Source organism: Halomonas sp. M20 (assembly GCF_020622265.1).
In the GTDB taxonomy this organism is placed as follows: Bacteria; Pseudomonadota; Gammaproteobacteria; order Pseudomonadales; family Halomonadaceae; genus Modicisalibacter.
Genome location: NZ_JACNMQ010000001.1, coordinates 748464 through 774741, shown reverse-complemented (window position 1 = coordinate 774741; position 26278 = coordinate 748464). Strand labels below are relative to the sequence as shown.

The following is a 26278-nucleotide window of genomic DNA, read 5'->3' as shown; positions in this document are numbered from 1 at the left end:
AATTTCGCCTTGTCTCGCCTTCGCTCGTGACGATCGCGCAATTGTTATCCGAGGAATCATCTTGTACAGCGACCTTCCTTCTGTAATCACGTGGCCCCTGGCGGCCACGTTTGGCTTGATTGTGGGTTCATTCATCAATGTGGTGGTGGCACGACTGCCTGGCATGTTGATGATGCAATGGCGCAGGGAAGCCCGTGAGGCGCTGGCACTACCCCAAGAAACCGACTCGGATCTACCCAGGGTTACCCTGACCACGCCTCGCTCCCGATGCCCGAGCTGCGCTACCCCGATTGCCTGGCACGACAATATTCCACTGCTTGGCTATCTCAAGCGCCGCGGCCGCTGCGCCCACTGCAGTGAGCCGATCAGCATTCAGTATCCACTGATCGAGTTGGCCAGCGGCGCCCTGATGCTAGCGGTGGTCATGCTCAACGGTCTGAACGGCGCAAGCGTGCTGCTCGGTATCGCCTGCCTAATGCTGCTGACCCTGGCACTGATCGATCTTCGCACTCAACTGCTCCCGGATATTCTGACTCTGCCGCTGCTCTGGCTGGGCTTGATCTATCAGCTGCTATTCCAGCCCTGGCTGCTGGAAAGCGCGGTACTCGGTGCGGTTTTAGGCTATCTAGTGCTGTGGGGCTTTTACTGGGTGTTCAAACTGATTACCAGCAAGGAGGGCATGGGCTATGGGGATTTCAAGCTTCTGGCCGCGCTGGGTGCCTGGACGGGCTGGGAAATGCTGCCCCTGCTACTGATTCTATCCGCCGGGGTGGGCGCGGTGATAGGCATCATCGTGCAAGCATCGATTCCAAAGCTGCGCGGCCAGGCCCTCCCCTTCGGCCCATTCCTGGCCATGGCCGGATGGATCATGCTGCTTTTCGGCGGGTATTTGATGAGGTTTTATCAGTCCCTCTTGCTTGGATGACGCTCCTTCGCGATCATGAATAATAGTGACCGCTTACATCAACGCCCTGGAGCTTCATGGATACGCCATACTCTCAGCAGCAGCGCCCTTTGACCATCGGCATCACCGGCGGTATCGCCTCGGGCAAGAGCGCCGTGGCTCGCGCTTTCGAGACACACGGCATTCCCTGGGTTGATGCGGACGATGTGGCACGGGAAGTAGTGATGCCCGGCGAGCCTGCCCTGGCCGAAATCACAGATCATTTTGGCCCTGATGTGATCGATGCCGAAGGACAACTGAGCCGAAGGACCTTGCGCGCCATCGTGTTCAGGAACGAGACCGAGCGACGCTGGCTGGAATCCGTCACTCACCCGCGTATCCGTCAACGGTTGCTCGAGCATCTCGAATCGATGCGCGCCAGCGGTGCTCCTTATCATTTACTGGTCTCTCCCCTGCTGTTCGAATCTGGCCAGCGGGAACTGGTGGATCGCTGCCTGGTCGTGGATGTGCCGGAAAACGTGCAGATTGCCCGCACCATGGCCCGGGACGAGAGCGATGAAGTCCTGGCCAAATCCATCGTGCAAGCGCAAATGCCTCGTCAGCAGCGTCTGGCAATGGCAGATGACGTCATCGACAATCAAGGCGATCATGCAGCACTGATCGAACAGGTAGCCAAGCTCGATGCTCGCTACCGAGATCTGGTGACACCCACCTCCAACGGAAGGTATGAATGAGCCACGATAACGACGCCAAGCCTGAAAACAGCAGCAACCCACCTTTACAAGTCGCCTGCCCGGAATGCGGCACCAAGGTAGCCTGGACCACGGACAATCTCTATCGTCCGTTCTGTTCCAAACGCTGCAAGTTACTTGACCTGGGCGCCTGGGCGGACGAATCCCATCGTATTGCCGGAGAGCCGGCAATGGATGAGGCCGACCTGGACGCCCTGATCGATCGACTGGAGCGTGGCGGACAGAAGTAAGTAACGGCATACTAAACGACAAGGCCACGCATCAGCGTGGCCTTGTCGTGCAGGGGTATCGAATACGACTGGAAGAGCAAAGCCCGTCGACTATTGCCTATTTCCAGAAATGTCGGATCGATGCGATGCCCTGGGCACCCACCGCTCGGGCGCGATTGGCATCTTCGCAGCTCATGCCACCCAGGGCATACACTGGCGTACCGGCATATTCGACGAGTTGCTGAAAGTCGTGCCAGCCAAGCGGCAAGGCCTCCGGGTGAGTCGGCGTCGTGCGCAGCGGCGATAGCGTGACGAAATCGCAGCCGATACGATTTGCCTGCTCGAGCTGCAGACGATCGTGAGTCGAGCCACTCAGCCATTTTCCTGAAGGGACGGGGCGTCGCTCCAAGCCCATCAAGCGCTCGCTGGTCAGGTGAATGCCATCCGCATCGATCTTGTCCAGCAGCCCTGGATCGGCGTTGAGCAGTAGCCGTGCACCGTACTCCCGACACAGGGCAAGGCTCGCCGCGGCGCGCTCTTGATAAGCCTTGTCGTCCAATGTCTTGGCACGCAGCTGTACGAGTCGCACGCCGTACTCTTTCAGCGCCCTCTCGAGGCGAGACAAAAATACCGCCCCATCCTCTTCCTCGGCAGTGATCAAGTATTCCCTGGGCAGCATGACGGCTCGCAGTATCGGCATATTGGCCGCCGGGAACGCATAGTTGTAAAGATCTTCAAGGCGCACCCAGCGTACCGCCTGGCCTTCACGTCCGTAGGGCTCTCCTTCGAAGGCATGAACCTGCCATACATCCAGCAGCACATGCTTGTCGGGATATTCGTGAGGCACACGAATCAGCGGCTGCGCCTTCTTGATCGTTATACCGAGTTCTTCATGCAGCTCCCGCTTGAGTGCCTCGAAGCCGGTCTCGAAAGGGGCAAGCTTGCCCCCGGGAAACTCCCACAGTCCGCCTTGATCGACGATGGAAGGGCGCCGCGCCAGCAGGACTTCCTGACCATCGCTGCTGAAAATGGCGGCTGCCGCGACATGTACCCTGCGCTTGATCATGTTGCTCAACGTCCTCGTCTGCCTGGTTTCAGCTGCGGTAATCTGCATTTATCGTCACATAGTCGTGGGAAAGATCCGAGGTCCATACCGTTGCCGCGCTCTCGCCACGCCCAAGCGCGATGCGGATTACGATATCTTCCCTGGCCATGATAGCGCTGCCCGCCTCTTCCGTGTAGCTTTCGGCGCGTCCGCCCTGCTCTACCAAACGCACATCATCGAGATCGATGGTCACCCTTGCAACATCAAAATCCTCCACCCGCGCCCGACCGACCGCTGCCAGAATACGCCCCCAGTTGGCATCCGAGGCATAAAGCGCTGTCTTGACCAGCGGTGAGTGGGCAACGGTAAAGGCGACATCCAGCGCTTCCTGGCGGGAACTCGCCTGACTCACCTCGAGGGTAACGAACTTGGTCGCGCCTTCCCCGTCGCGGATGATCTGCTGGGCGAGATCGATCAGCACCTTGTCCAGCGCTTCACGAAAGGCGGCGATTTCATCATCGCCCGCCACGGCGGCACCGCGCCTCGTAGCGATCAGCATACAAGCGTCGTTGGTCGAGGTATCGCTATCGACGGTGATGCAATTGAACGAACGCGCCACGCTTTCACGCAACAGCGACTCGAGAAGAGAACGTTCGATCGCAGCATCCGTTGCGACGAATGCCAGCATGGTGGCCATGTCCGGCCTGATCATGCCAGACCCTTTGGCAATGCCGTTGAGGGTAACGCTCTGGCCGCCGATCTCGCAGGTCGCCACGGCGCCCTTGGTGCGGGTATCCGTGGTGAGAATGCCTTCCGCCGCCTGCTGCCAGGCGACGCTGTCATCACCCATGTTCGCCAATGCGTCCGGCAGGCCGAAACAGATGCTGTTGACCGGCAGCGGCTCACCGATCACCCCGGTGGAAAACGGCAGCACCGCATCATAGGGCACGCCGGTCAACTCCCGTATGGCCATGCAGCAGGCCCGGGCATCCCGCAGCCCCTGTTCGCCGGTACCGGCATTGGCGTTGCCGGTATTGATCACCATGTAGCGCGGCGTCTTCTCTGCCAGATGCTCCCGGGCGACCAGTACAGGCGCTGCGCAGAAGGCGTTGCGGGTGAATGTACCCGCGACGCTTGCTCCTTCGGCAATTTCGATGACCACGAGATCGCGGCGATCAGGCTTCTTGATGCCTGCTTTAGCGGATCCCAGCCGAATTCCCTCGATTACCGGCATATCGGGAAAGCTTGTCTGACCTACCGCCATCGCCTTTCTCCCTGAGTCTGTCTTGGCTTAATCTCTGATCAATTCAACTTGCCGTGACACTGCTTGTATTTCTTGCCGGACCCACAAGGGCAAGGATCGTTGCGACCGACCTTGGGGCCCTCGCGACGCACGGTCTGCTGCTCCTGCTGAGACGCCTGGGCCCCGTCGTCGACCTCGCTGGCGGCTTCTTCCCGGGCGGAATCTTCTCGGGTCTGTTGGGCCGTGGCCTTTTCCCGTTCCAGGGTCTCGCGGCGCTGGCGTTCGAGTTCATCGACCTCTTCCTGACGGCGCACCTGCACATGGCTGAGGATACGCGTGACATCGTGCTTGATATTGCCAAGCAGCGATTGAAACAGCTCGAAGGCCTCGCGCTTGTACTCCTGCTTGGGATTCTTCTGAGCGTAGCCGCGCAGGTGAATGCCGCGACGCAAATGGTCCATGGACTGCAGGTGTTCCTTCCAGCGGGTGTCGAGCACCTGAAGCATGACCTGTTTCTCGAAACGGCGCATCAAGTCCTCACCGATGGCCTCGATCTTGGCGGCATAGATCTCTCGATGACTGCTCTGCAGCCGTTCGCGCAGCAAATCCTCGTGGAAATGCTCATCCTCTCGGGCCCATTCGGTCACCGGCACGTCGAGATTGAAATCCGTTTTCAGATGCTGTTGCAGGCCTTCAAGATCCCACTGCTCCGGCAGGCTCTGCGGCGGTACATAACTGCTGATTGCACTGTCGAGCATTTCGTCACGAATGCCGGCGACATTATCCGAGACATTATCCGCGGCCAGTATCTCATCGCGCTGCTCATAGATGACTCGACGCTGGTCGTTGGCCACATCGTCGTATTCGAGCAGCTGCTTGCGGATATCGAAGTTACGCCCTTCGACCTTCTTCTGGGCCCGCTCGACCGCATTGGACACCATCTTGTGCTCGATCGCCTCGCCGCGTTCGAGCCCCAGCGCCTGCATCAATCGCTGCACCCGATCCGAGCCGAACAGCCGCATCAGATTGTCTTCCAGGGAGAGGAAGAAGCGAGTCGAACCGGGATCGCCCTGGCGACCGGAACGGCCTCGCAGCTGATTGTCGATGCGCCGGGATTCGTGACGCTCGGAGCCGATCACATGCAGGCCACCGGCTTCGAGCACTGCATTGTGCCGTGCCTGCCACTCTACCCGGGCTGCTTCTATCTGCTCCTGAGACGGGTTATCCAGCCGGGCGATCTCGGCTTCCCAGTTGCCCCCCAGCACGATGTCGGTACCGCGTCCGGCCATGTTGGTGGCGATGGTAATGGCACCGGGTTGTCCCGCCTGGGCGATGATCTCGGCTTCGCTCTGGTGCTGCTTGGCGTTGAGCACGTTATGCGGAATCTGGCCTTGCTTCATCAACCCGGACAGCAGTTCGGAAGTCTCGATCGAAGCCGTGCCCACGAGAATAGGCCGACCGGCGTCGCGCTGGACCTTTACGTCCTCGATGATCGCTTCGTACTTCTCCTCCGCGGAGAGATAGACCAGATCGTTGAAATCCTTACGCTGAATCGGCTTGTTGGTGGGAATCACCATGACATCGAGGCCGTAGATCTGACGGAACTCGAAAGCCTCGGTATCCGCGGTGCCGGTCATGCCGGCGAGCTTGTCATACAGGCGGAAATAGTTCTGGAAGGTGGTGGAGGCCAATGTCTGGCTCTCGCGCTGAATCGTCACCCCTTCCTTGGCTTCGACGGCCTGATGCAGGCCTTCCGACCAGCGCCGCCCTGGCATGCTGCGCCCGGTGTGTTCGTCGACGATGACGACTTCATCGCCATTGACGATATAGTCCACGTCGCGGTGGAACAGATGCCCCGCTCGCAGCGCCGAGTGCATGTGGTGCAAAAGGCCCAGATTCTGCGCCGCGTAGAGAGAGTCCTCTTCGGCGAGAAGGCCTTGCTGGCGTAGCAGCCCCTCCACCTTGGAATGGCCTTCCTCGGTCAGCTCGATCTGCTTTTGCTTTTCGTCGAGTATGAAATCGCCGCTGGCGGGCTCCTCCTCGTTCTCGCAGCGAGTGAGCTCCTTGGCCAAACGGTTCGCAACCTTGTAAAGCTCGGTATTCTCCTCCACCGGGCCGGAAATGATCAGCGGCGTACGGGCTTCATCGATGAGGATCGAGTCGACTTCATCGACGATGGCGTAATTCAGCTTGCGCTGTACCTTTTCCTCCAGGGAGAAGGCCATGTTGTCCCGCAGATAATCGAAGCCGTATTCGTTGTTGGTGCCGTAGGTGATATCGCAGGCATAGGCCTCACGCTTTTGCTCGTTGCTCTGACCCGAATAGATGACACCGACGCTCAATCCTAGAAACTCGTAGAGCGGGCGCATCCAGTCCGCGTCGCGCCTGGCCAGATAGTCGTTGACAGTGACCACATGCACGCCCAGGGCGGGTAGCGCGTTGAGATAGACCGCGAGTGTGGCCACCAGGGTCTTGCCTTCGCCGGTTTTCATCTCGGAAATACGCCCGCGATGCAGGGTGACCCCGCCGATCAGCTGAACATCGAAATGACGCATGCCCATGACACGCTGACTCGCTTCGCGTACCGTGGCGAAGGCCTCCGGCAACAGCTTGTCCAGGCTTTCCCCGGCACGCAGCCGCTCACGAAACTCCTCGGTGCGCGCCTTGAGTTCCTCGTCCGAGAGCGCCTGAATGCGTTCTTCCTGGGCGTTGATCTCATGGACCAGCTTGCCCATGCGCTTGACTTCCCGGTCGTTCTTCGAGCCAACCAGCTTACGTAATACAGTGTTTAACATGCGATATCCTGAATTCTTGGGGCCACACAAGACGGCGCTGATCCGTCATTTACTTCCTCGCGGTAAAGTACGTCGCGCGATGCTATCGAATTAAAAAGTGAGGCAGAATAGTGAAACCAATCGATAGACGAGCGACAAATAGCCTTCTAACGAGCGTGACCCGGCGGACCGCGTCGACTCAGGACATCATGACCGGCACAGCTGCGCCGAAGAACAGGATGATGTTGCAACGGGGTCGCTTTGTAGCGAGGTCGACGTCGTGAATTGTGCAGGCACCAGAGGCTTCGTCTGGCGATTCGTCGTGAGTTGGCGCGGACGACCCGGGATACGACCAGATAGTGCTGAGCAAGACGTTCGACAAGCCGCAGGCTTTCACCTTGGGCCAGCGCGCCTGGCAACAGGCAGCCCACCAGCAGCCCAGCCAACCACAGCCGTGTAGCCCCACGACGAGGTGAGAACGGTGTCGTTGTAGTAACGGGTTTACCGGAAGGGGTCATGCTGTCGATGGGCTCCTGGCCGTGTTAGATTGCCTGTATTGACGTCAGGGAGTTCGTGAGCAAGCCCGTGAGTATAAAGCCTAAGCGGTTTCGAGCCCAGCCCATGACCCGGCTATTGGCAGGTCATTCGTCTGGCGCAGGGGACTTGGGAAACCTGATGCGCATGGCGCAGGCCATTGATCGTGCGCAGCAATATTTGCGCGGTCATCTCCCCCAGGAGGTGCGCGAGCATATTTTCGTAGGCGGTTATCGCCAAGGCAAACTGACCCTGATTACCGATCGTGCCGTATGGATGACCTGGCTGCGCTACGAACAGACCCGACTGCTGCAATTGCTGCACCAACTACCGGAGTTCGAAAGCGTTACCGGCCTGACCTTCAAGGTACGCCCTGTCAGTCCCCCCAAGATACCTCCCCGGCTGACGCGTGGACTCTCTGCCCGGGCCGCGGACGAGATTTCCAGCTGTGCCGCGGATATCGATGACCCAATGCTCAAGCGCTCCCTGGAAAAGCTGGCCACCCATGCTGAAGCAAAAGACGATCAGTCCGGCTCCCTGGAGTAGTCTCAATGAAAAACGCCGATTCAATTTCATTGAATCGGCGTAAATCTTTCTATTGCTGACCGTGGACCGATCTTAATCGTCTACATGGCCATTGCCGGCGCAGAGTACGAAATCGGCGCCTTCTGACGAGCGCCTTCGAAGGTGACGATCTCCCATGCATCCGGGTTGCTCAACATGGCGCGGCATAGCTGGTTGTTCAGTGCGTGCCCGGATCTTACACCCCGGAACTCGCCAATCAGGCTATGACCGAGCTGGTAAAGATCGCCAATGGCATCGAGCACCTTGTGCTTGACGAACTCATCGTCATAGCGCAATCCGCCCTCATTGAGGATGCGGTAGTCGTCTACCACGATGGCGTTATCCAGACTGCCACCGAGTGCCAGGTTCTGGGAGCGCAAGAATTCGAGATCCCGCATAAAGCCGAAAGTCCGCGCCCTGGACACCTCCTTGACAAAGGAGGTCGTCGAAAAGTCCACGGTTGCAGTCTGCTTCTGCTGATCGAAAGCAGGATGGTCGAAATCGATGGAAAACGAGACCTTGAAGCCGTCGTAAGGCGTGAATACAGCTTCCTTGCCATCGTCGTTCACCACAATCTCACGCTTGATGCGGATGAACTTCTTGGGCGCGTTCTGCTCTTCGATACCCGCGGACTGAATAAGGAAGACGAAAGGCCCTGCGCTTCCATCCATGATCGGCACTTCAGAAGCGTTGAGTTCGACGAATACATTATCGATACCCAGCCCCGCGAAGGCCGACATGAGATGTTCTACCGTCGATACCTTGACACCATCACTGGACAGGGCAGTACAGAGCGTGGTGTCGGTGACGTTTTCAGCTCGAGCCGGGATGCGCACTTCAGGATCGAGATCGGTACGCACGAAGACGATACCGGTATTGATGGGGGCCGGACGCAATGTCAGGCGGACCTTTTCACCGGAGTGCAAGCCGACTCCGGTAGCGCGCATGGTATTTTTGAGCGTACGTTGTTTGATCATGGGCAAGGGCCAAGTGTCATAAAAATTGTCGAACAGTGTTCACTATAACAGCGAACAAGCGATTTAACAAAAAAATATCACCTGGCTCCTACCTATGCCTCCGATAGTGCCGCTCAATCGGCCTGACGGCGCAGAAACGCAGGAATATCCAGATAATCATCGAGTTCCTGAGACTTGCGCTTCTCCTGCCGCGCTTTCACCGCATTGTCCTGCTCGGCCTTTGCAGCTTGCTGACGCATGACCGTTGGCTGCTGCAGTTTGCGATAGTCATTGGACTCCGGACGCGAAACATTCTCGCGAACCGCAGGCTTTTCCTTTTGAGCATCGAGACCGGCAGCAACGACGGTGACCCGCAGTTCGTCGGACATTTCCATATCGATGGACGTACCGACGACAATGGTCGCGTCCTGAGAGGCAAACTCCTGGACGGTGGCACCCACGTCGTTGAACTCGCCGATGGACAAGTCCGGCCCAGCAGTAATGTTGACCAGAATGCCGCGAGCACCGTGCAGATCGATGTCCTCGAGCAGCGGGCTGCGAATGGCCTTTTCCGCCGCTTCCCGGGCACGATTTTCGCCAATGGCGCCGCCGGTACCCATCATCGCCATACCCATCTCGGACATGACCGTACGAACGTCGGCAAAGTCGACGTTGATGATACCCGGGCTGGTAATCAGTTCAGCGATACCTTGAACGGCGCCTAGCAGCACGTCGTTGGCAGCGCTAAACGCCGTCAGAAGGCTTGCGCTCTTGCCAAGCACCGCCAGCAGTTTCTCGTTGGGAATGGTGATCAGCGAGTCCACGTGCTCGGACAGCTCACGCATGCCTTCTTCTGCGGCACGCATGCGCTTGGGTCCTTCAAAGGGAAATGGGCGTGTCACCACCGCAACGGTGAGAATACCCAGCTCCTTGGCGACCTGAGCCACGACGGGAGCGCCCCCGGTACCCGTACCACCGCCCATGCCGGCAGTGATGAACACCATGTCGGCGCCCTGCAGAAGCTCCGCGATGCGGTCGCGATCTTCCATCGCCGCCTGACGCCCAACTTCGGGACTGGCACCGGCGCCAAGGCCCTTGGTGATTTCAGTACCGAGCTGAAGAACGGTCTTGGCTGAGACGCGCTTGAGCGCCTGCGCATCGGTATTGGCGCAGATGAACTCGACGCCTTCGATGTTGCTTTCGACCATGTGATTGACGGCATTGCCGCCACCGCCACCCACGCCGATCACCTTGATGACCGCGCTGCTTGAAGGTGCGTTATCTACCAATTCGAACATTTGCCCCGTCTCCTGTGGTCGCTCTTACGACCCCTGTCAGAAATTACCTTTGAACCAACTTTTGACCCGTTTCAGCGTCGAGGTGTCATCCGTGACCGTCCGCCTGGAGCCCTCTTCTCTGCGGGGCTGGGCCGTTACCGCGCGAGTCTGGCCATGCTTGGCTTCGCGCATTCCGTAGAGTAGCAAACCCACCCCAGTGGAATAAATCGGGTTGCGCACTACGTCTGCCAGGCCGCGCACGTTCTGCGGGCAGGCAATACGCACTGGCATATGAAAAATCTCTTCGGCAAGCTCTACCACACCTTCCATGCGTGATGTGCCGCCAGTCAGCACGACGCCAGCGGCAACGAGGTCCTCGAAACCGCTACGACGCAGCTCTTCACGCACAAGGGTAAAGAGCTCTTCATAACGGGGCTCGACTACCTCGGCAAGCGCCTGCCGCGACAAATCTCGAGCCGGACGATCCCCGACGCTGGGAACCTTGACCATTTCATCGCTAGAAGCCAACTGGGTCAGCGCGCAGGCGTACTTGACCTTGATGTCCTCGGCGTACTGGGTTGGCGTACGCAGGGCCATAGCGATATCGTTGGTAACTTGATCACCCGCAATGGGAATAACCGCCGTATGGCGAATCGCCCCTTCGGTGAATACGGCAATATCGGTGGTGCCACCCCCGATATCCACCATGCACACCCCGAGTTCGCGCTCATCCTCGGTCAATACCGCATGGCTTGAGGCGAGCTGCTCAAGGATGATGTCGTCGACTTCCAGACCACAGCGACGTACGCATTTTTCAATGTTCTGAACGGCATTAAGCGCGGCTGTTACCAGATGCACTCGCGCCTCGAGTCGAACGCCGGACATGCCCAAGGGCTCGCGAATACCCTCTTGGGTATCGATGGCAAACTCTTGAGGCAGCACATGAATGATGCGTTGACCTTCTGAAATTGCACGAGCGCGGGCAGAGTCGATGACACGATCGATATCGGAGGGCGTCACTTCGCGCTCTTTGATTGCCACCACGCCATCGGAATTCATTGAACTAATGTGGCTTCCTGCAACACCTACGTAGACTGAATGAATATCACAGCCAGCCATCAATTCAGCTTCTTCCACTGCTCGCTGAATGGACAGCACAGTAGATTCGATATTGATGACGACGCCTTTCTTCATGCCACGCGACGGATGCGAGCCAATTCCAGCGATTTCGAGCCCGCCATCATCAGTGGGTTGACCGACAATCGCTACGACCTTGGACGTCCCGATATCCAGCCCAACCACCATATTGGAAGCATTGGATTGTCCTGCCATGGGTCGGGATCACTCCTCAATCTTCACTATAGTTAGTAAGCAGTTAATGTACGCTTAAAAAATCGTGGCTGATTAAAAAATCAAAGTTATAATTTATCCAGCCCGCATACAAGTTCAGCAGTAGAATACGGGTATTTTTTAACGAAAGAAACACCCTATACCCTTGTCTATCGGCGGCTGGCGCCAAAAAGTGATAGTAGGTATTAACGCCGTGGTACTTCCACGTCCGTTTCACCGTGCCAGGCAACAACAATTCCATTCGGATAACGAAGATCGATGTAGCGAATCTGCGACGCTTTAAACTTAAGTTGACGTTTCCAGGCCGCAATGAAACGTGCCAATCGTGACTCGTGCTGATTGCGCCCTAGCATCACCCAAATACTGTCATCGATCTGAAAACGCCAGGCACCACGATCTTCGAGTCTCAGCTGAGTTACTTCAAATTTTAGCGATGTAAAGCGATTGTGTAATTGATCGAGTAGTGCCAATACTTCCGTACCACTGCCCCTAGGACCAGATAAATCAGGGAGATCATCAGGTATTGTTACATTGCCTCGTTGAAACGGCACACCTTGGGGATTGATAAGCAAATCATCGTTCCAGCGTGCCACTGGATCCTGTTCATAAAGCTCGAAAGTCAGGGCATTCGGCCAGTGACGCGAGACTCGCACCTCGGAAAGCCATTCGATTGCTCGCGCTCGTTTTCGCAGTTCAGCGAGATCCACCGATAGCCAGCTCTGCCCTTGAACCATGGGTGCCAACTGTTCACGCAGATAGTTGGCGCTGACATAACTTAGATCACCACTGATCGAAACCCGCTCAAGGGGACGATCCAGCCATAACCACAGCGCGCGCCCACCGGCACTCAACAAGACGATCAGAAGTAGCAAACCTACAATCGTGCCACGAGACCCAGCAGATGCCATCGAGCTCACGCCTCAAGTGACGTGGCAAGAATACGCAGCACCAGTTCCTCGAAATTGATGCCCGCGTGGGCTGCGGCCTGAGGCACAAGACTATGATCCGTCATACCCGGCACGGTATTGACTTCAAGCAGCCAGAATTTGCCTTGAGCGTCTCGCATGACATCGACTCGGCCCCAGCCACAACAGCCGAGCGCCTCGAATGCACGAAGACAAAGCTGACCCAGCTCCCGTTCCTGCTCGACACTTAGCCCGCAGGGGATGTGGTAGAGCGTCTCGTTGGAGTGATACTTGGCCTCATAATCGTAAAAGCCGCTGGGCACCTCGACGCGAATCGCCGGCAACACCCTGTTGCCAAGCAGCGACACGGTATATTCTTCGCCCGAAACAAAGCACTCTGCCATGACCACCGCGTCGAACTGGGCTGCCTCCCGATAGGCAGATTTCAAGGCATCGAGGCTATCCACGATGCTGATGCCCAAGGTCGAGCCTTCATGTACCGGCTTGACTACCATCGGCAGTCCCAGAGACTCGACAACCTGCTCCCAATTGGCGCTGGGTTCCAACGTAATACTTTGCGGCGTGGGTAAATCCAATGAGCGCCAGAGATGCTTGGTACGCTGTTTATCCATACCCAGCGCCGAGGCCAGCACACCACTGCCGGTATAGGGAATACCAAGCAGTTCAAGCGCGCCCTGTAGCGTGCCATCCTCGCCACCACGACCGTGCAAGGCAACGAACACACGATCCGGGGCCAGCGCTTCCAACCCGCTCAATCCGCCTTCGGCCAGGTCGTAGCCACGCACATCGAGGCCGGTTTGCTTCAATGCCGCCAAAACCGCCTTGCCGCTATTTAGAGACACTTCCCGTTCTGCTGAATTGCCACCGTAAAGTACGACCACACGACCAAAATCATCGGGATTCGATGCACCATCCCGTCGCGAATTGCTCATAGTTCTACCTTGTCTAACTGTAACTGGTTAGCCGCCAGTGCGAGGGAGATACCGCCGATATCGCCGGCACCTTGAGTGATAAGAATATCGCCGTCACGCAATACCCGAGAAAGCAGGCGTGGTAGTTCTTTCTTGTGTTCGACGAACATCGGATCGACGTCGCCCCTCTGTCGAATCGAACCCGCCAGCGTGCGCCCTTCGGCGCCGGGAATGGACGCTTCACCGGCACTGTAAACATCGAGCAGCAGCAATGTGTCGACCCCGGACAGCACTCGTACGAAATCTTCGTAAAGATCATGGGTACGGGAATATCGATGGGGCTGATAAATCATCACCAGGCGCCGCTTGGGCCAGCCGGCTCGCACCGCTCGAATGACCATCTCAACTTCACGCGGGTGATGGCCGTAGTCATCAACCAGCATGACCTCGCCTTGACTCTCTTCCCGGGTCTGCTCATGGCCTTGATCGAAACGCTGTTGCCCACCCAATGAAAAGCTGCCGTGCACCTGAAAACGTCGACCGACTCCGGCAAAGTTAGAAAGCCCGCGCAGAATGGCGTCGTCACCCACGCCGGCGTCCGTCGCCACGGCAATCGCTGCCAATGCATTCTGGGCATTATGCTCCCCGGGCATTGCCAGGCGAACCGCCAGAGGCGCATGACCCTCAGGACGCAGAGCGGTGAACCGAATTTCGCCACTCTCCTGCACGAAATCGACGATGCGATAGTCCGCGTCGGCGCTGAAGCCATAAGTGACGAACTGACGCTGCACTCGGCCCATCAGCCCACGCAGGTTGTCATCATCGAGGCAGAGTATCGCCAGCCCATAAAAAGGAAGATTGTGCAGAAACTCGATGAAGGTATCCTTGAGACGCGAGAAGTCCCCGGCATAGGTGGCCATATGATCCGCATCGACGTTGGTCACGATGGAAACCATCGGCTGCAAATGCAGGAAAGAGGCATCGGACTCGTCCGCCTCCGCCACCAGATACTCCCCTTCCCCCAGCCGCGCATTGGTACCGGCACTGGTCAGCTTGCCGCCAATCACGAAGGTTGGATCGAGCCCGCCCTCCGCCAGCAGCGTCGCGGTCAGGCTGGTGGTAGTCGTCTTGCCATGAGTACCGGCGACCGCGATGCCATGCCGAAAACGCATCAGCTCCGCCAGCATCTCCGCGCGACGCACCACGGGAATGCGATATTTCTGTGCCCAGACGATTTCGGGATTGCTCTGGTCCACAGCGGTGGAAACCACGATCACGTCGGCACCTTCGGCATGGGCCGATGCATGACCGATGGCAACGCGTATCCCGCTGTCACGTAGATGCGCCGTGACGGAAGATTCTCTGAGATCGCTGCCGCTGACCTGATAGCCCTGATTGGCCAGCACTTCTGCTATGCCGCACATACCGGCACCACCAATACCGATGAAGTGAATGCGCCGTATGCGTCGCATGCCTAAACCCGTGGCGGCGTGTAGCGATGAACCAAGGGCGGGGCTCATTTGCTGGCGGGAAACGGAAAAGGGGTTATCGCTCAAAACCGATCTCCATGCAGCCGTCCACCAGGCGCTCGACCGCATCGAGATGCGCGCAGCCGCGGGCGGCAACTGCCATGGTGGCAAGGCGTTCGGGGGCGAGTACGGTCGCAAGCGTATCGGCAAGCGAAGCCGCATCCAAGGTGGTTTGGGGTATCAGCAAGGCGGCATCAGCATCAACGAGATGCCGAGCGTTGCGGGTTTGATGGTCGTCCACCGCATGAAGGTAAGGCACCAGCAAAGAAGGTTTGGCCGCAGCTGCAAGCTCGGCGATGGTCAAGGCCCCGGCACGGCAAATGACCAGATCCGCCCACTCATAGGCCTGAGCCATGGCGTCGATGAAATCACTGACCTGAGCGTCGATTCCGGCGGCGGCATAGGCTTCCCGAGTCGGGTCTTCCTTGTCGCGACCGGCCTGATGGCGAATCTCGGGCAGCTTGCTCGCGGGTGCCTTTGCCTCGAGCAATGCGAAGGCTTCCGGCAAGCATTGATTGAGAACCTGGGCTCCCAGCGAGCCACCTACCACCAGCACTCGTAGCCGCCGGTCTTGCATCTCTTCTGCCGTACGTGGCTGGCGCCCCAAGGCAGCGATCTCGCTGCGCACCGGATTGCCGATGACGATCTCCTTGTGCGCCTTACCGGCTTTACGAAAAGCTCCGGGAAAGGCGGCATAGACTCGCGTTGCCAGTCGCGACAGCGCCTGATTAGTCATGCCGGCCACGGCATTTTGCTCATGCACCACCAGCGCCCGTCGGGACAACCAGGCCGCCAGCCCGCCCGGGCCACTGGCAAAACCGCCCATGCCAACTACCAGTTGAGGATCGAAGCGTTGCAAGATCCGCCAGGCCTGGGAGACTGCTCGGGATAGACGCCAGGGCACCACCAGCCATCCCGCCAGGCCATTGCCGCGCAATCCGGCGATATCGATACGGTGCAGCGTGATGTTCGCCGCCGGCACCAGACGGTTCTCGATGCCGCGCGGGCTCCCCAGCCACTCGACGCTGACCCCTTGGGCAATGAGTGCCCTGGCCAAGGAGAGGGCGGGAATCACATGGCCGCCGGTACCGCCGGCCATGATCAGCACACGGCGAACGGAAGTGTCCTGCGCGGATGTGTGCACGGGTGCCTCTGACGACGTCATGGGTCGGGAACTCCTTTGACCTGTTGCCGGGCATTTGCGTAGCGGGTCAGACGTCGGGTCTCGATATCCACTCGCAGCAGCAGCGCCACCATGATGCAGCTGACCACGAGACTCGACCCGCCATAGCTCAACAAGGGCAGTGTCAGCCCCTTGGTTGGCAGCATGCCGGTACTCACTCCAATGTTGATGAAGGCCTGACCTCCAAATACCAGGGCAATACCGTAGCTGAGATAAGCAGCGAACGGCAATCGAATCAGCTCTGCCCGGCGGCCGATGGCAAGCGCGCGATAAACCAAAAGTGCAAAGAAGCTGATCACAGTAATGGCCCCCACCAAACCCAGCTCCTCGGCGATGACGGCGAAGACGAAATCCGTATGGGCTTCCGGCAGATAGAACAGCTTTTGTACGCTGTCACCTAAGCCCAGCCCGAACCAGTGACCACGGCCATAGGCAATCAGCGCCTGGGTCAGCTGATAGCCCGAGTCATACATGTCCGCCCAGGGATCGGTGAAACTGGTAATACGCTCCAGTCGATAGGGTTCGGCAATGGCGACGTACACGCCCAGCAACGACACGACCGTCAGTAGCAGGATGAAGCGCAGAAGCGGCGCTCCCGCCAAGAGCAGCATACCCATCACACTGCTGGTCATGACCACAAGAGCACCGTAATCCGGTTCGAGGATAAGCAGCACAGCGATCGGCAGAAGCACCAGTAGCGGCTTGGTAAATTCCCAGAGACGGCGGCGCACGCCAGATAGAAAACGTTCCAGATAGCTGGCGATGTAGATGATCAGGAACAGCTTGGCAAGCTCCGAGGCCTGCACATTGATCGGGCCCAAGGGTATCCAGCGCTTGCTGCCGTTGACTTCGGTACCCACCAGCAACACCAGTATCAAGAGTCCGATCCCCGCCAGCAACAGCCAAGGTCCGTTGTTCTGCCACCAGCTCAGAGGCACCAGCAGCATTGCCGTGCCGAACGTTACGGCAATGACAACGAAAATGCCATGTCGGATACCGTAATAAAATGGATTACCGGTAAGCCCTGTCGCTACCTCCGTCGAGGCGGAGGTCACCATGACCAGACCAACCAGCAACAATGTTCCTGCCGCAAGTACCAACCAGGCGTCAAAAGGCTGACCGGCAGTGGAAAGACGCGCAACCCAATCCTTCATGAATGCTCCTGGTCAATACGGGTAGCGAGATATTCCTGGACCCAGCTGCGAAAGGCATCGCCTCGAGCCATATAATGTGTAAATTGATCGAGACTGGCGCAGGCCGGCGACAGCAGCACACAGTCGCCTGGGCATGCGATGGCGGCAGCACGCTCCAATGCTTCCTGCAGATTCCGAGTGTGCGTTATCGGCGCCGCTCCTTCGATGTCCCCAGCCAGACGCGGTGCGTCAAGGCCAAACACGATGGCCTCCCGAGCGTATCGTTTTAGAGGCGTTTTCAATGGACTGAAGTCCGCGCCCTTGCCCTGCCCGCCCCCAAGCCAGATCAACTTGCCTGTAAGCGTAGCGCCAAGCCCCGCCATGGCCGCTAGCGTAGCGCCTACATTGGTACCCTTTGAGTCGTTGATCCAGCGTACCCCTTGCCCTTCACCAATCAATTCGCCTCGATGAGGTAGGCCGGGAAAGCGTTTCAACACTCGCTGCATGGCAGCCAGGGGCAACCCGAGTCGATGCCCTAGGGCCATCGCCGCCAGGGCGTTGGCATGATTGTGCAGCCCGGGTAGACGCATATCCGCCACGGCCAGCAGCGGATCAGTGCCATGCATCAACCAGGGCTGCGCTCCCGTTCCGTCGTCGTACTCGCCGATTCCCCATTCGTCGGCTTGTGGCGCCTTCGTAGTGAATCGTTCCCAGACGAGATCTGGCGCCTGGTGTGATTCTTTCTCTCGCGGCCAGGTCGATGAATCTTCTCCATTGACGATGGCATAGGATGCACCATGAAAAATAGCCGATTTAGCCGCACGATAGCGCGTCATATCGCCATGACGATCAAGATGATCTTCAGAAAGATTGAGAAAGGCCACTGCTGTAGCGCCCAGATTCGGCGTGGTTTCAAGTTGAAAGCTCGAAAGTTCGAGCACGAATAGATCCGCGTCTGGATGATCCTGGAGCAGATCGAGGGCCGGCGTACCCAGATTACCGCCGACGGCAACCTCGAGCCCCGCTTCGCTAGCCATTTCGCCGAGCAAGGTGGTCACCGTGGACTTGGCATTGGAGCCGGTAATAGCAGCGATCGGCGCTCTGCATTGACGTACGAACAGAGCGATCTCCCCCAGAATCCTCGACGCAGCGACCTCGGCCCCCTGGTTTTCCGATTCCTGAATATCGCCGAGCTTGCGCTTCCAGAGCCTTTCCAATCCAGGCGTGAGCGGATCGACGCCGGGGCTGAGCACAACCTCCTGCGCCTGGGCAAGATCGAGCTCCGTCAGCGGGCCACAGTGAATGGCGACGCCTGGATGCGCTTCGCGAAAGGCGTGCAACCCAGGCGGTGCCTGTCGCGTATCCGCCACCATGAAAGGCGTGCCCAGACGCGTCAGATGCCGGGCAACAGCGCTTCCGGAAAGGCCGAGCCCGACGATCAACGTATGTCCCTGGGGTACCGATGACATCGACATTCCAACGTTACGAAGTGGCGAGTACGCTTTACCGTCAGCGAATCTTCAGCGTGGCGAGCCCCATCAGGACCAGCACTACCGTAATGATCCAGAAACGCACGATGACTCGTGGCTCCGGCCAGCCCTTGAGCTCGAAATGATGATGCAAGGGCGCCATGCGAAAGATACGTCGCCCAGTGAGCTTGTAGGAGCCCACCTGCAGAATCACCGACACGGTCTCCATGACGAATACACCGCCCATGACGAACAGCACGATCTCCTGGCGCACCACCACCGCAACGATACCCAGAGCCGCACCCAGTGCCAGCGCCCCCACGTCTCCCATGAAGACCTGAGCCGGATAGGTGTTGAACCAGAGAAACCCCAGCCCGGCGCCGGCAATGGTGCCACAGAATACCGCCAGTTCACCGGCACCGGGCACCATGGGAATGTGCAAATACTCGGCAAATACCGCATTGCCGCTGGCATAGGCAAATACCGCAAGCCCCATGGCCACCATGACCGTAGGCATGATGGCCAGGCCATCAAGACCGTCGGTGAGATTGACTGCATTGGAGCTGCCGACGATGACCAGATAGGTCAATACGATGTAGAAGAACCCGAGCTGAATCACGACTTCCTTGAACAGCGGCACGATCAGGCTGGTTTCCACCGGTCCCGCCGCCGTCATGTAAAGAAACACGGCTGCACCAAGACCCAGCACCGACTGCCAGAAGTATTTCCAGCGTGCCGGCAAACCGCGAGGATTCTTTTCTACCACCTTGCGATAATCATCGACCCAGCCGATCGCCCCGAATCCAAGGGTAACGATCAATGTCAGCCATACATAATGATTGCTCAGATCGCCCCATAGCAGCGTACTGATTGCCATGGCCACGAGAATCATCGCGCCGCCCATGGTCGGCGTGCCGGCCTTGGATAGATGAGATTGAGGCCCATCGTCGCGCACCGCCTGGCCGATCTGACGCTCCACCAACCGGCGTATCATCATGGGGCCGAACCACAGACATAACAGTAGCGCGGTGAGGGTGCCGAGAACGGCTCTCAGTGTCAGATACTCAAAAACCGCAAAGGCATTTTGATAGGCGCTTAGAACGTGTGCTAGATAGAGCAACATCTCGTGCGTTCACCTTGATTGTTCTACACGTAGCGCGGCAATCAGCCTTTCCATGCCGGCACTTCGCGATCCCTTGACCAGCACGCTGGCCCGGGGGGGTAGATGGTTTTGGGCATGACGCAATAGCGTCTCCCAGTCCGAGAAATGACACCCTGAACTGCCAAAGGCCAGCGCAGAAGACTCTGCCGCGGCGCCCAGAGTGCCGAGAAAATCGATGCCCAGCTCACGGGCGTAATGTCCTACATCGCCATGAAGTGCATCGGACGCCGCGCCCAACTCCCCCATTGCGCCTAGAAAGCACCAACGCGGCGCCGGCATCTGTGCCAGCACATCGAGAGCGGCCTTCATCGCGCCGGGGTTGGCATTGTAGGTATCATCGAGCAGACGAGACCCACGTATGCCTTCCACCAGCGTCATGCGGCCCGGCAAGGCTTGTAGCTCATTCAGGCCCGCGATCACTTCTTTCGCCGTGAGCCCCATCGCCAGCGCGGCCGCCGTAGCGGCCAACGCATTGCTCACATTATGCGCGCCGAGCAGAGGAAGCTTCACCTGGCCCAAGACGACATCATCATACATAAGTGAGAAAGAATAATGACCACTCTCATCGCAAATTAGATTAGTAGCTTGAACTTTCGCTTCCGGGGAAAGGCCGAAATCAATGATCTTGCGGGTGTCAGCGAGCCGCGACCAAAAAGGGTAAAAAGCATCGTCGCGATTGAGTACGGCAACCCCGTCCTCATTCAGACCGGCAAGAATTTCGGACTTGGCCTGAGCGATCTGGCCCATACCGCCAAACTCACCGACATGGGCCCCGGTAACATTGGTGATTACAACGACCTGGGGCTGCGCAAGCGCCGTGGTCCAGGCAATCTCGCCCAGGTGGTTGGCTCCCAGCTCTATCACCGCCTGCCGATGTTTGCTGTTGAGATCCAACAAGGTAAGCGGCGCACCGATGTCGTTATTGAGATTGCCGCGCGTTGCTAGAGTGGCGCCGCGTTGGCGCAGCAGCGTCGCGAGCATTTCCTTGACCGTGGTCTTGCCACTATTGCCGGTGATGGCGACCAGAGGGCCATCCCAGCTGCGACGCCGGGCCTGGCCCAGCAGGCCAAGCGCCAGCCTCGTATCCGCCACCTGCAATTGCGGCAACGGATCGTCAACGACACGCGAGACGATGGCGGCCACGGCTCCTTTGCCGCGAGCCTCGGCAAGAAAATCGTGGGCATCGAAGCGATCGCCGACCAGCGCCAGGAACACGTCACCTGCCTGCAAGGCACGGGTATCGGTCACGATGGCCTTCACTTCAGCATCTTCACCGGCCCAGTTCACTGCCAGCGCACCGGCGATTGCACCGAGGGTTTGCAGACCACAGGCGTTCATGTCGGCGCTCCACGCTTGCTCAGCGCCGCCTCGGCCCAGGCTTGATCGGAAAACGGCATACGCTGTCCTTGTATCTCCTGATAATTCTCATGCCCCTTGCCGGCAATCAGAATGACATCGTTCTTGCCGGCGGCTGCAATGGTTCGGTCGATGGCATCGCCGCGCCCTTCGATGCACCAGGCCTTTTTCCTATTCTCGGGAGACAGGCCCTGGCGCATCTGCTCGCGTATTGTCGCCGGATCCTCGCTACGCGGATTGTCATCGGTAATCACCAGTTGATCCGCCAATGCCTGGGCCGCTTCGGCCATCAAGGGCCGCTTGCCGCTATCGCGATCGCCACCGCAGCCAAAGACACACCAGAGCTTCGCTCCATCCTGGAAAGCATCATCAACCCCAGCATGACTTGTCCCATGGCTACCGCCCGGCAAGTGCGCCTGCAAGGCATTCAAGGCGTTGCTTAGCGCGGCCGGCGTATGGGCGTAATCCACGACTACCGTGGGCGCATCGGGCTGAACAATCGTTTGCATGCGTCCGGGTACGGGAAGTAGTTCGCCGGCAGCGTTGCAAAGCGCGTCCAGATTCTCTCCAAGCCCATAGAGTACCGCCATGGCCAGCAATACATTATCGAGATTAAAGCGCCCCATGAGGGCCATTTCCAAGGCTCGCTCGCCGTCGGGCGTCGCGATCATCACGCGCTGCCCTCGAGCGTGAGGCTGCCAATCGAGCATTCGGAAGGTGGTCGCTTCCTGTTCACCGCAGGCCAATACGCGCACACCCTTGGGCAACCCGGCGAGCATCAATCGCGCCAGGGGATCGTCACCGTTGACCACCGCAAGCTCGAGCTCCCGACGTTTGAACAGTCGCGCCTTGGCCGCAGCGTAGGCTGCCATGCTGCCGTGATAGTCAAGGTGATCCCGGGAAAGATTGGTGAACGCTGCCACAGTGACGCGACAACCCAGCAGACGATCCTGTTCCAGGGCGTGGGACGACACTTCCGCCGCCACCCGGGTAACTCCCTCCTGCGCCATGCTGCCCAGTGCTGCCTGCAGCTCCAACGGGCCCGGCGTGGTCTGACCGCTGTCGATCAACTGCCCTGCCCTGCCCCAACCAAGGGTGCCGATCACGCCCGCGGGGCGGCCCAGCCTTTCGGATAGTGCCGCAATATAGTGGGTCACGGAGCTCTTGCCATTGGTGCCGGTCACCCCGATCAGCTCAAGGTTATCAGGCACCTGGAACAGATGGCGCCCCAGCTCCCCCAAGGCGTGGCTCAACCCCGGCAACCAGAGTATCTGCTCCTGACCTGAAGAGAGCCCTTGATCTGGCAAGCCCCATTGTGAAGAGTCGTCTGCCTCGGCCAGCACCAGCGTCGCCCCCCCACTCAAGGCCTGATCAATGAAGCGGCGTCCGTCCATCTGCACGCCTGGAACGGCAACGAATACGGTGGGATCGGTGCTTGCAGCAATGTCACGGCTATCCCGTGTAAGGGCAAGCACCTGTGACGATTCCACGTCCAACGACGCCGGCAATCGTACCTCGGACCAGAGTGTCCTCAGCGCCCTCGCCAACCTTTCATGGGTAATCTGCATTACTCAAGCGCCTCTTGCTTGTCGGGAAGGACATCGAGTAGACGTAGCGCCTTGCCCACCACACGACTGAATACCGGGGCCGCTATCAGGCCGCCGTAGTAGTCGCCCTTCTTAGGATTGTCCACCATTACCACGGTCACGATACGCGGATCGGAGACCGGGGCGATACCGGCGAACAGCGAACGGTAAGCACTCTGCTGATATCCACTTTGGGTAACCTTACGCACCGTACCGGTCTTGCCGGCGACACGATAACCCGGCACCGCCGCCCGAGCCCCCCCGGCGCCAGGTTGGGCAATGGCCTCGAGCATGTGCAACAGATCATTGGCGACATCCGGCGATATCACCTGATCGCCTTGTGGCGAAGTGGGTTGCTTGAGCAAGGACGGTGACAGGCGTTTGCCATCGTTGGCAATGGCGGTGTAGGCGCTTGCCAGCTGCATGGCGGATACGGAAACGCCATAGCCATAGGACATAGAGGCGCGCTTGCTGTCCGACCAGCCCAATGGCGTAGGCAGACTGCCCGTGGTTTCGCCCGGAAAGCCGGTGCCCGGCGCCTGCCCAAAACCAAGTGCGTGATAGCGGTTCCAGATAGCGTCATCCGGCAGCTGTAGCGCCACCCGGGACATGCCAACGTTGGAGGAGTGCAACAGGATGCCCGCCATGGACAGATCCTTGTAGTTGCGGAAATCGCGAATGGTGTAATTGTCCAGGCGCATGTATCCCGGCGCCGTATCGATCACCGTTTGGGGTGAAAAACGCTCCGTTTCCAGGGCGGCAGACAACGCCAGGGGCTTCATCACCGACCCCGGCTCGAAGGCGTCGGTGACTGCCTGATTGCGTAGCCCATTGGCATCGATATCGACGCGATTATTGGGATTGTAGGAGGGCAGATTGGTCATCGCCAGCACTTCGCCGGTGCGGGCATCCATCATCACCAGGGTGCCCCCATCCGCATCGTGTTCATCCACCGCGGCCTTCAACTCGCGATAGGCCATGTATTGCAGCCGCAAGTCCACCGCCAGGGTAAGATTGCCCCCCGGCTTGGCTTCCTTCAGCAAGTGCAGGTCGCGCACCAGACGCCCCTTGCGATCCTTGATCACCCGCCGCTTTCCTGGCTCGCCGGCAAGAAAACCGTTGTAGGCAAGCTCCACCCCTTCCTGCCCGCGATCATCGATGTTGGTCACGCCAACTAGTTGCGCCGCCACCTCCCCGGAGGGGTAATAGCGCTTGTATTCGTGCTGTGGATAGACACCGGGGATTTTCAGGTCGAGCACTGGCTGGGCACGCGATGGCGTCATGCGACGACGCAGATAGACGAACTCCCGGTCGGCATAGTGTTCGATACGTTCATTGAGCTGACTTGGAGTCATGTCCAGCGCCTTGGCCAGTAGCGCGCGCTGCACACCGTCCGTTGGCAGCTCCTGGGGGTTGGCCCATAGACTGACCACTGGCGTGGAGATCGCCAGTGGATCGCCGTAACGGCCGGTAATCATGCCCCGGTGGGCATCGATGGTCTCGACTCGTAACGTGCGGGCATCGCCCTGACCCTGCAGGAACAGGCGATCGATAACGTGCAGATCAATGATTCGACCCACCAGGGCCGCCAGCGCCACCAATATCAGAAAGACGATGAAACGATAACGTCCGCTGCCCATGGGAGCGGTCTGAGCGCGAGACGCAGCGTCCTTGGTCGATTTGCTCATCGGCGAATCACCCTGATTTCATCCAGCTCGGGCACGTGCATGTCCAGGCGCTCACTGGCCAGCCGTTCGATGCGAGAAGGCGCCGACCAGGTACTCTCCTCCAGCAACAGCTGCCCCCATTTCGTCTGCAGCTGATCCTGGCTGCGCTCCAGCTGCTGCAGTCGCGCATACTGCACCCGGGTAAGATGAGCAGTGGTGATTACCGCCAGGGCACTGGCCAGCACCAGCACCATCAATACCAGTACCGCCAATTGTCGCCAGCCCCACAGCCGATGCGCCACACCCTTCGACGCCTTTGCTTTTTTTTGCACCATATATCTTCAGTTGATCTTGCGAGCCGCGCGCATCACCGCACTGCGAGCTCGCGGATTGTCCTCGACTTCGTCCCGACCGGGACGGCGTGCCTTACCCAACGCTTCCAGGCGTCGCGCAAGCTGGTCGTCCCGCACCGGCATACCTCGAGGAAGATGAGTATCGCCCCGCACATGATGTCGAATGAAGCGCTTGACCCGACGGTCTTCCAGAGAGTGAAAACTGATTACCACCAAATGACCGCCCGGCGCCAACGCCTCGAGTGCAGCTTCTAGCGCCTCATCCAATTCCTCGAGCTCACGATTGACATGAATACGCAGCGCCTGAAAAGCGCGAGTCGCTGGATGCTTGCCTTTCTCCCAGGCAGGATGCGCGGCCTTGAGCAGTTCCGCCAGTTCGCCGGTACGGGAAATAGGGGTTTCACGCCGCCGTTCGACGATGGCACGAGCCATGCGTTTGGCAAAGCGTTCTTCACCGTAGCTCTTGAATATCCAGGTGATATCCGCCTCGCTGGCGTGACTCAGCCACTGGGCCGCACTCTCGCCGCTCTCGGGGTCCATCCGCATGTCCAGGGGTCCGTCCCGTAGAAAGCTGAAACCCCGCTCTGGATCGTCGAGCTGCGGCGAGGAGACGCCGACATCCAGCAATATGCCGGAAAGCTCACCGTGCACCCCCTGAGCCCGGGCAATATCGCCCAGATGACTGAAGGTATCGGCAAATATCGAAAAACGTTGATCCTCGATGTGCCGCGCCTCCATCAGCGCCTGGGGGTCGCGATCGATGGCAAGCAAGCGTCCCTTGAGGCCCAGCCGCGTCAGAATCGCTCGGGAATGCCCACCGCGACCAAAGGTGCCGTCCAGATATACCCCATCGGCGTCATGCACCAAGGTGTCGACGGCTCCTTCGAGCAGCACGCTGGCATGACGATAGTCGGTGGACGACGAAGAAACAGTGACGCGATGAGACATGTGATTCTCGGGGATATTGAGGGAATCGCCGTGCGCCTTGCGCTTCATCCCGCTTGGAGATTTATTCAGCAATTCCCGAAAATTCGGGATGGAAGTTGGCCGATAAGCCGGGTTCTGTCGTGGACAGCCATTCATCTAGGCCCAGCGTCACCACTGGGCTCAAGCGACCTACCCGCCCCCACTGCGGGCCACAGCGTCGGGGGCCTATTCGGTCTTGCTCCGGGTGGGGTTTACCGTGCCACGCACTGTTACCAGGCGCGCGGTGCGCTCTTACCGCACCCTTTCACCCTTGCCGGCAGCTTGCGCTGCTTAGGCGGTCTACTCTCTGCTGCACTTTCCGTCGGCTCGCGCCGCCCAGGCGTTACCTGGCACCCTGCCCTATGGAGCCCGGACTTTCCTCCCCCGGTCGATGACCGGCGGCGACTGTCTGGCCAACTTCCAAGCGCG

General features: G+C 58.9%; 23 protein-coding genes and 1 other RNA gene. 4 read left to right on the top strand and 20 right to left on the bottom strand.

What is annotated here, in order from left to right; translation table 11 throughout:
- Positions 1–61: 61 nt before the first annotated feature.
- The 3 genes from H7850_RS03640 to yacG are packed head-to-tail and all read left to right on the top strand — an operon-like array spanning position 62 to position 1886.
- Complete coding sequence (locus H7850_RS03640) at positions 62–925, top strand: prepilin peptidase (RefSeq protein ID WP_227368021.1); 864 nt, start codon at positions 62–64, stop codon at positions 923–925.
- A gap of 56 nt (positions 926–981) precedes the next feature.
- A complete protein-coding gene (gene coaE / locus H7850_RS03635) occupies positions 982–1638 on the top strand; it encodes a dephospho-CoA kinase (RefSeq protein WP_227368020.1) in 657 nt (218 codons plus the stop codon).
- Positions 1635–1886 carry a DNA gyrase inhibitor YacG gene (yacG, locus tag H7850_RS03630; RefSeq protein ID WP_227368019.1) on the top strand — a complete coding sequence of 84 codons (252 nt, stop codon included), beginning with the start codon at positions 1635–1637 and terminating at the stop codon, positions 1884–1886. The genes coaE and yacG overlap by 4 nt, the downstream gene beginning before the upstream one ends.
- Before the next feature lie 97 nt (positions 1887–1983).
- Here yacG and H7850_RS03625 read toward each other — a convergent pair whose 3' ends face one another.
- From H7850_RS03625 to H7850_RS03610, 4 genes are all read right to left on the bottom strand, one after another.
- Positions 1984–2931, bottom strand: coding sequence for a Nudix family hydrolase (locus H7850_RS03625; protein ID WP_227368018.1), 948 nt, complete (start codon positions 2929–2931; stop codon positions 1984–1986).
- Positions 2932–2959: 28 nt separating this feature from the next.
- Positions 2960–4174, bottom strand: a complete 1215-nt coding sequence (argJ, locus tag H7850_RS03620) for a bifunctional glutamate N-acetyltransferase/amino-acid acetyltransferase ArgJ (RefSeq protein WP_227368017.1) — start codon at positions 4172–4174, stop codon at positions 2960–2962.
- Positions 4175–4212: 38 nt separating this feature from the next.
- A complete protein-coding gene (gene secA / locus H7850_RS03615) occupies positions 4213–6948 on the bottom strand; it encodes a preprotein translocase subunit SecA (protein ID WP_227368016.1) in 2736 nt (911 codons plus the stop codon).
- Positions 6949–7094: 146 nt separating this feature from the next.
- Positions 7095–7445, bottom strand: coding sequence for a hypothetical protein (locus tag H7850_RS03610; RefSeq protein ID WP_227368015.1), 351 nt, complete (start codon positions 7443–7445; stop codon positions 7095–7097).
- Between the two features lie 67 nt (positions 7446–7512).
- Between H7850_RS03610 and H7850_RS03605 the strand changes: the two genes are divergently transcribed.
- The gene (locus H7850_RS03605) at positions 7513–8007 is read left to right on the top strand and encodes a DUF721 domain-containing protein (RefSeq protein ID WP_227368014.1); all 495 of its coding nucleotides are present in this window, start codon (positions 7513–7515) and stop codon (positions 8005–8007) included.
- An 80-nt stretch (positions 8008–8087) separates the two neighbouring features.
- On the opposite strand, the gene lpxC is transcribed toward H7850_RS03605, so the two are convergent.
- The 16 genes from lpxC to rnpB form a co-directional block, all read right to left on the bottom strand.
- Positions 8088–9002, bottom strand: coding sequence for a UDP-3-O-acyl-N-acetylglucosamine deacetylase (lpxC, locus tag H7850_RS03600; RefSeq protein WP_227368013.1), 915 nt, complete (start codon positions 9000–9002; stop codon positions 8088–8090).
- Between the two features lie 113 nt (positions 9003–9115).
- Positions 9116–10279, bottom strand: a complete 1164-nt coding sequence (gene ftsZ, locus H7850_RS03595; protein ID WP_227368012.1) for a cell division protein FtsZ — start codon at positions 10277–10279, stop codon at positions 9116–9118.
- Between the two features lie 36 nt (positions 10280–10315).
- Positions 10316–11590: a cell division protein FtsA gene (ftsA, locus tag H7850_RS03590; RefSeq protein WP_227368011.1), complete on the bottom strand. Its 1275-nt coding sequence runs from the start codon at positions 11588–11590 to the stop codon at positions 10316–10318.
- Positions 11591–11793: 203 nt separating this feature from the next.
- Positions 11794–12516 carry a cell division protein FtsQ/DivIB gene (locus H7850_RS03585; RefSeq protein ID WP_227368010.1) on the bottom strand — a complete coding sequence of 241 codons (723 nt, stop codon included), beginning with the start codon at positions 12514–12516 and terminating at the stop codon, positions 11794–11796.
- Positions 12517–12521: 5 nt separating this feature from the next.
- Positions 12522–13466 (bottom strand): D-alanine--D-alanine ligase, encoded by a 945-nt coding sequence (locus H7850_RS03580; protein WP_227368009.1) that lies wholly within the window; start codon positions 13464–13466, stop codon positions 12522–12524.
- Positions 13463–14965, bottom strand: a complete 1503-nt coding sequence (murC, locus tag H7850_RS03575) for a UDP-N-acetylmuramate--L-alanine ligase (protein ID WP_227368536.1) — start codon at positions 14963–14965, stop codon at positions 13463–13465. Before murC ends, H7850_RS03580 begins: the two co-directional genes overlap by 4 nt.
- 25 nt (positions 14966–14990) lie before the next feature.
- Positions 14991–16139, bottom strand: a complete 1149-nt coding sequence (gene murG / locus H7850_RS03570; RefSeq protein ID WP_227368008.1) for an undecaprenyldiphospho-muramoylpentapeptide beta-N-acetylglucosaminyltransferase — start codon at positions 16137–16139, stop codon at positions 14991–14993.
- Positions 16136–17311, bottom strand: a complete 1176-nt coding sequence (gene ftsW, locus H7850_RS03565; RefSeq protein ID WP_227368007.1) for a putative lipid II flippase FtsW — start codon at positions 17309–17311, stop codon at positions 16136–16138. Before ftsW ends, murG begins: the two co-directional genes overlap by 4 nt.
- Positions 17308–18759 carry a UDP-N-acetylmuramoyl-L-alanine--D-glutamate ligase gene (gene murD / locus H7850_RS03560; protein WP_227368006.1) on the bottom strand — a complete coding sequence of 484 codons (1452 nt, stop codon included), beginning with the start codon at positions 18757–18759 and terminating at the stop codon, positions 17308–17310. Before murD ends, ftsW begins: the two co-directional genes overlap by 4 nt.
- Before the next feature lie 40 nt (positions 18760–18799).
- Positions 18800–19882: a phospho-N-acetylmuramoyl-pentapeptide-transferase gene (gene mraY / locus H7850_RS03555; protein ID WP_227368005.1), complete on the bottom strand. Its 1083-nt coding sequence runs from the start codon at positions 19880–19882 to the stop codon at positions 18800–18802.
- 9 nt (positions 19883–19891) lie between these two features.
- Positions 19892–21259, bottom strand: coding sequence for a UDP-N-acetylmuramoyl-tripeptide--D-alanyl-D-alanine ligase (locus tag H7850_RS03550; protein ID WP_227368004.1), 1368 nt, complete (start codon positions 21257–21259; stop codon positions 19892–19894).
- Complete coding sequence (locus H7850_RS03545; protein ID WP_227368003.1) at positions 21256–22845, bottom strand: UDP-N-acetylmuramoyl-L-alanyl-D-glutamate--2,6-diaminopimelate ligase; 1590 nt, start codon at positions 22843–22845, stop codon at positions 21256–21258. Before H7850_RS03545 ends, H7850_RS03550 begins: the two co-directional genes overlap by 4 nt.
- Complete coding sequence (locus H7850_RS03540; protein ID WP_227368002.1) at positions 22845–24551, bottom strand: peptidoglycan D,D-transpeptidase FtsI family protein; 1707 nt, start codon at positions 24549–24551, stop codon at positions 22845–22847. The genes H7850_RS03545 and H7850_RS03540 overlap by 1 nt, the downstream gene beginning before the upstream one ends.
- Complete coding sequence (gene ftsL / locus H7850_RS03535; RefSeq protein ID WP_227368001.1) at positions 24548–24832, bottom strand: cell division protein FtsL; 285 nt, start codon at positions 24830–24832, stop codon at positions 24548–24550. The genes H7850_RS03540 and ftsL overlap by 4 nt, the downstream gene beginning before the upstream one ends.
- Positions 24833–24871: 39 nt before the next feature.
- The gene (gene rsmH / locus H7850_RS03530) at positions 24872–25831 is read right to left on the bottom strand and encodes a 16S rRNA (cytosine(1402)-N(4))-methyltransferase RsmH (RefSeq protein WP_227368000.1); all 960 of its coding nucleotides are present in this window, start codon (positions 25829–25831) and stop codon (positions 24872–24874) included.
- A gap of 87 nt (positions 25832–25918) precedes the next feature.
- An RNA gene (gene rnpB / locus H7850_RS03525) (RNase P RNA component class A) lies at positions 25919–26270 on the bottom strand.
- Positions 26271–26278 lie beyond the last annotated feature (8 nt).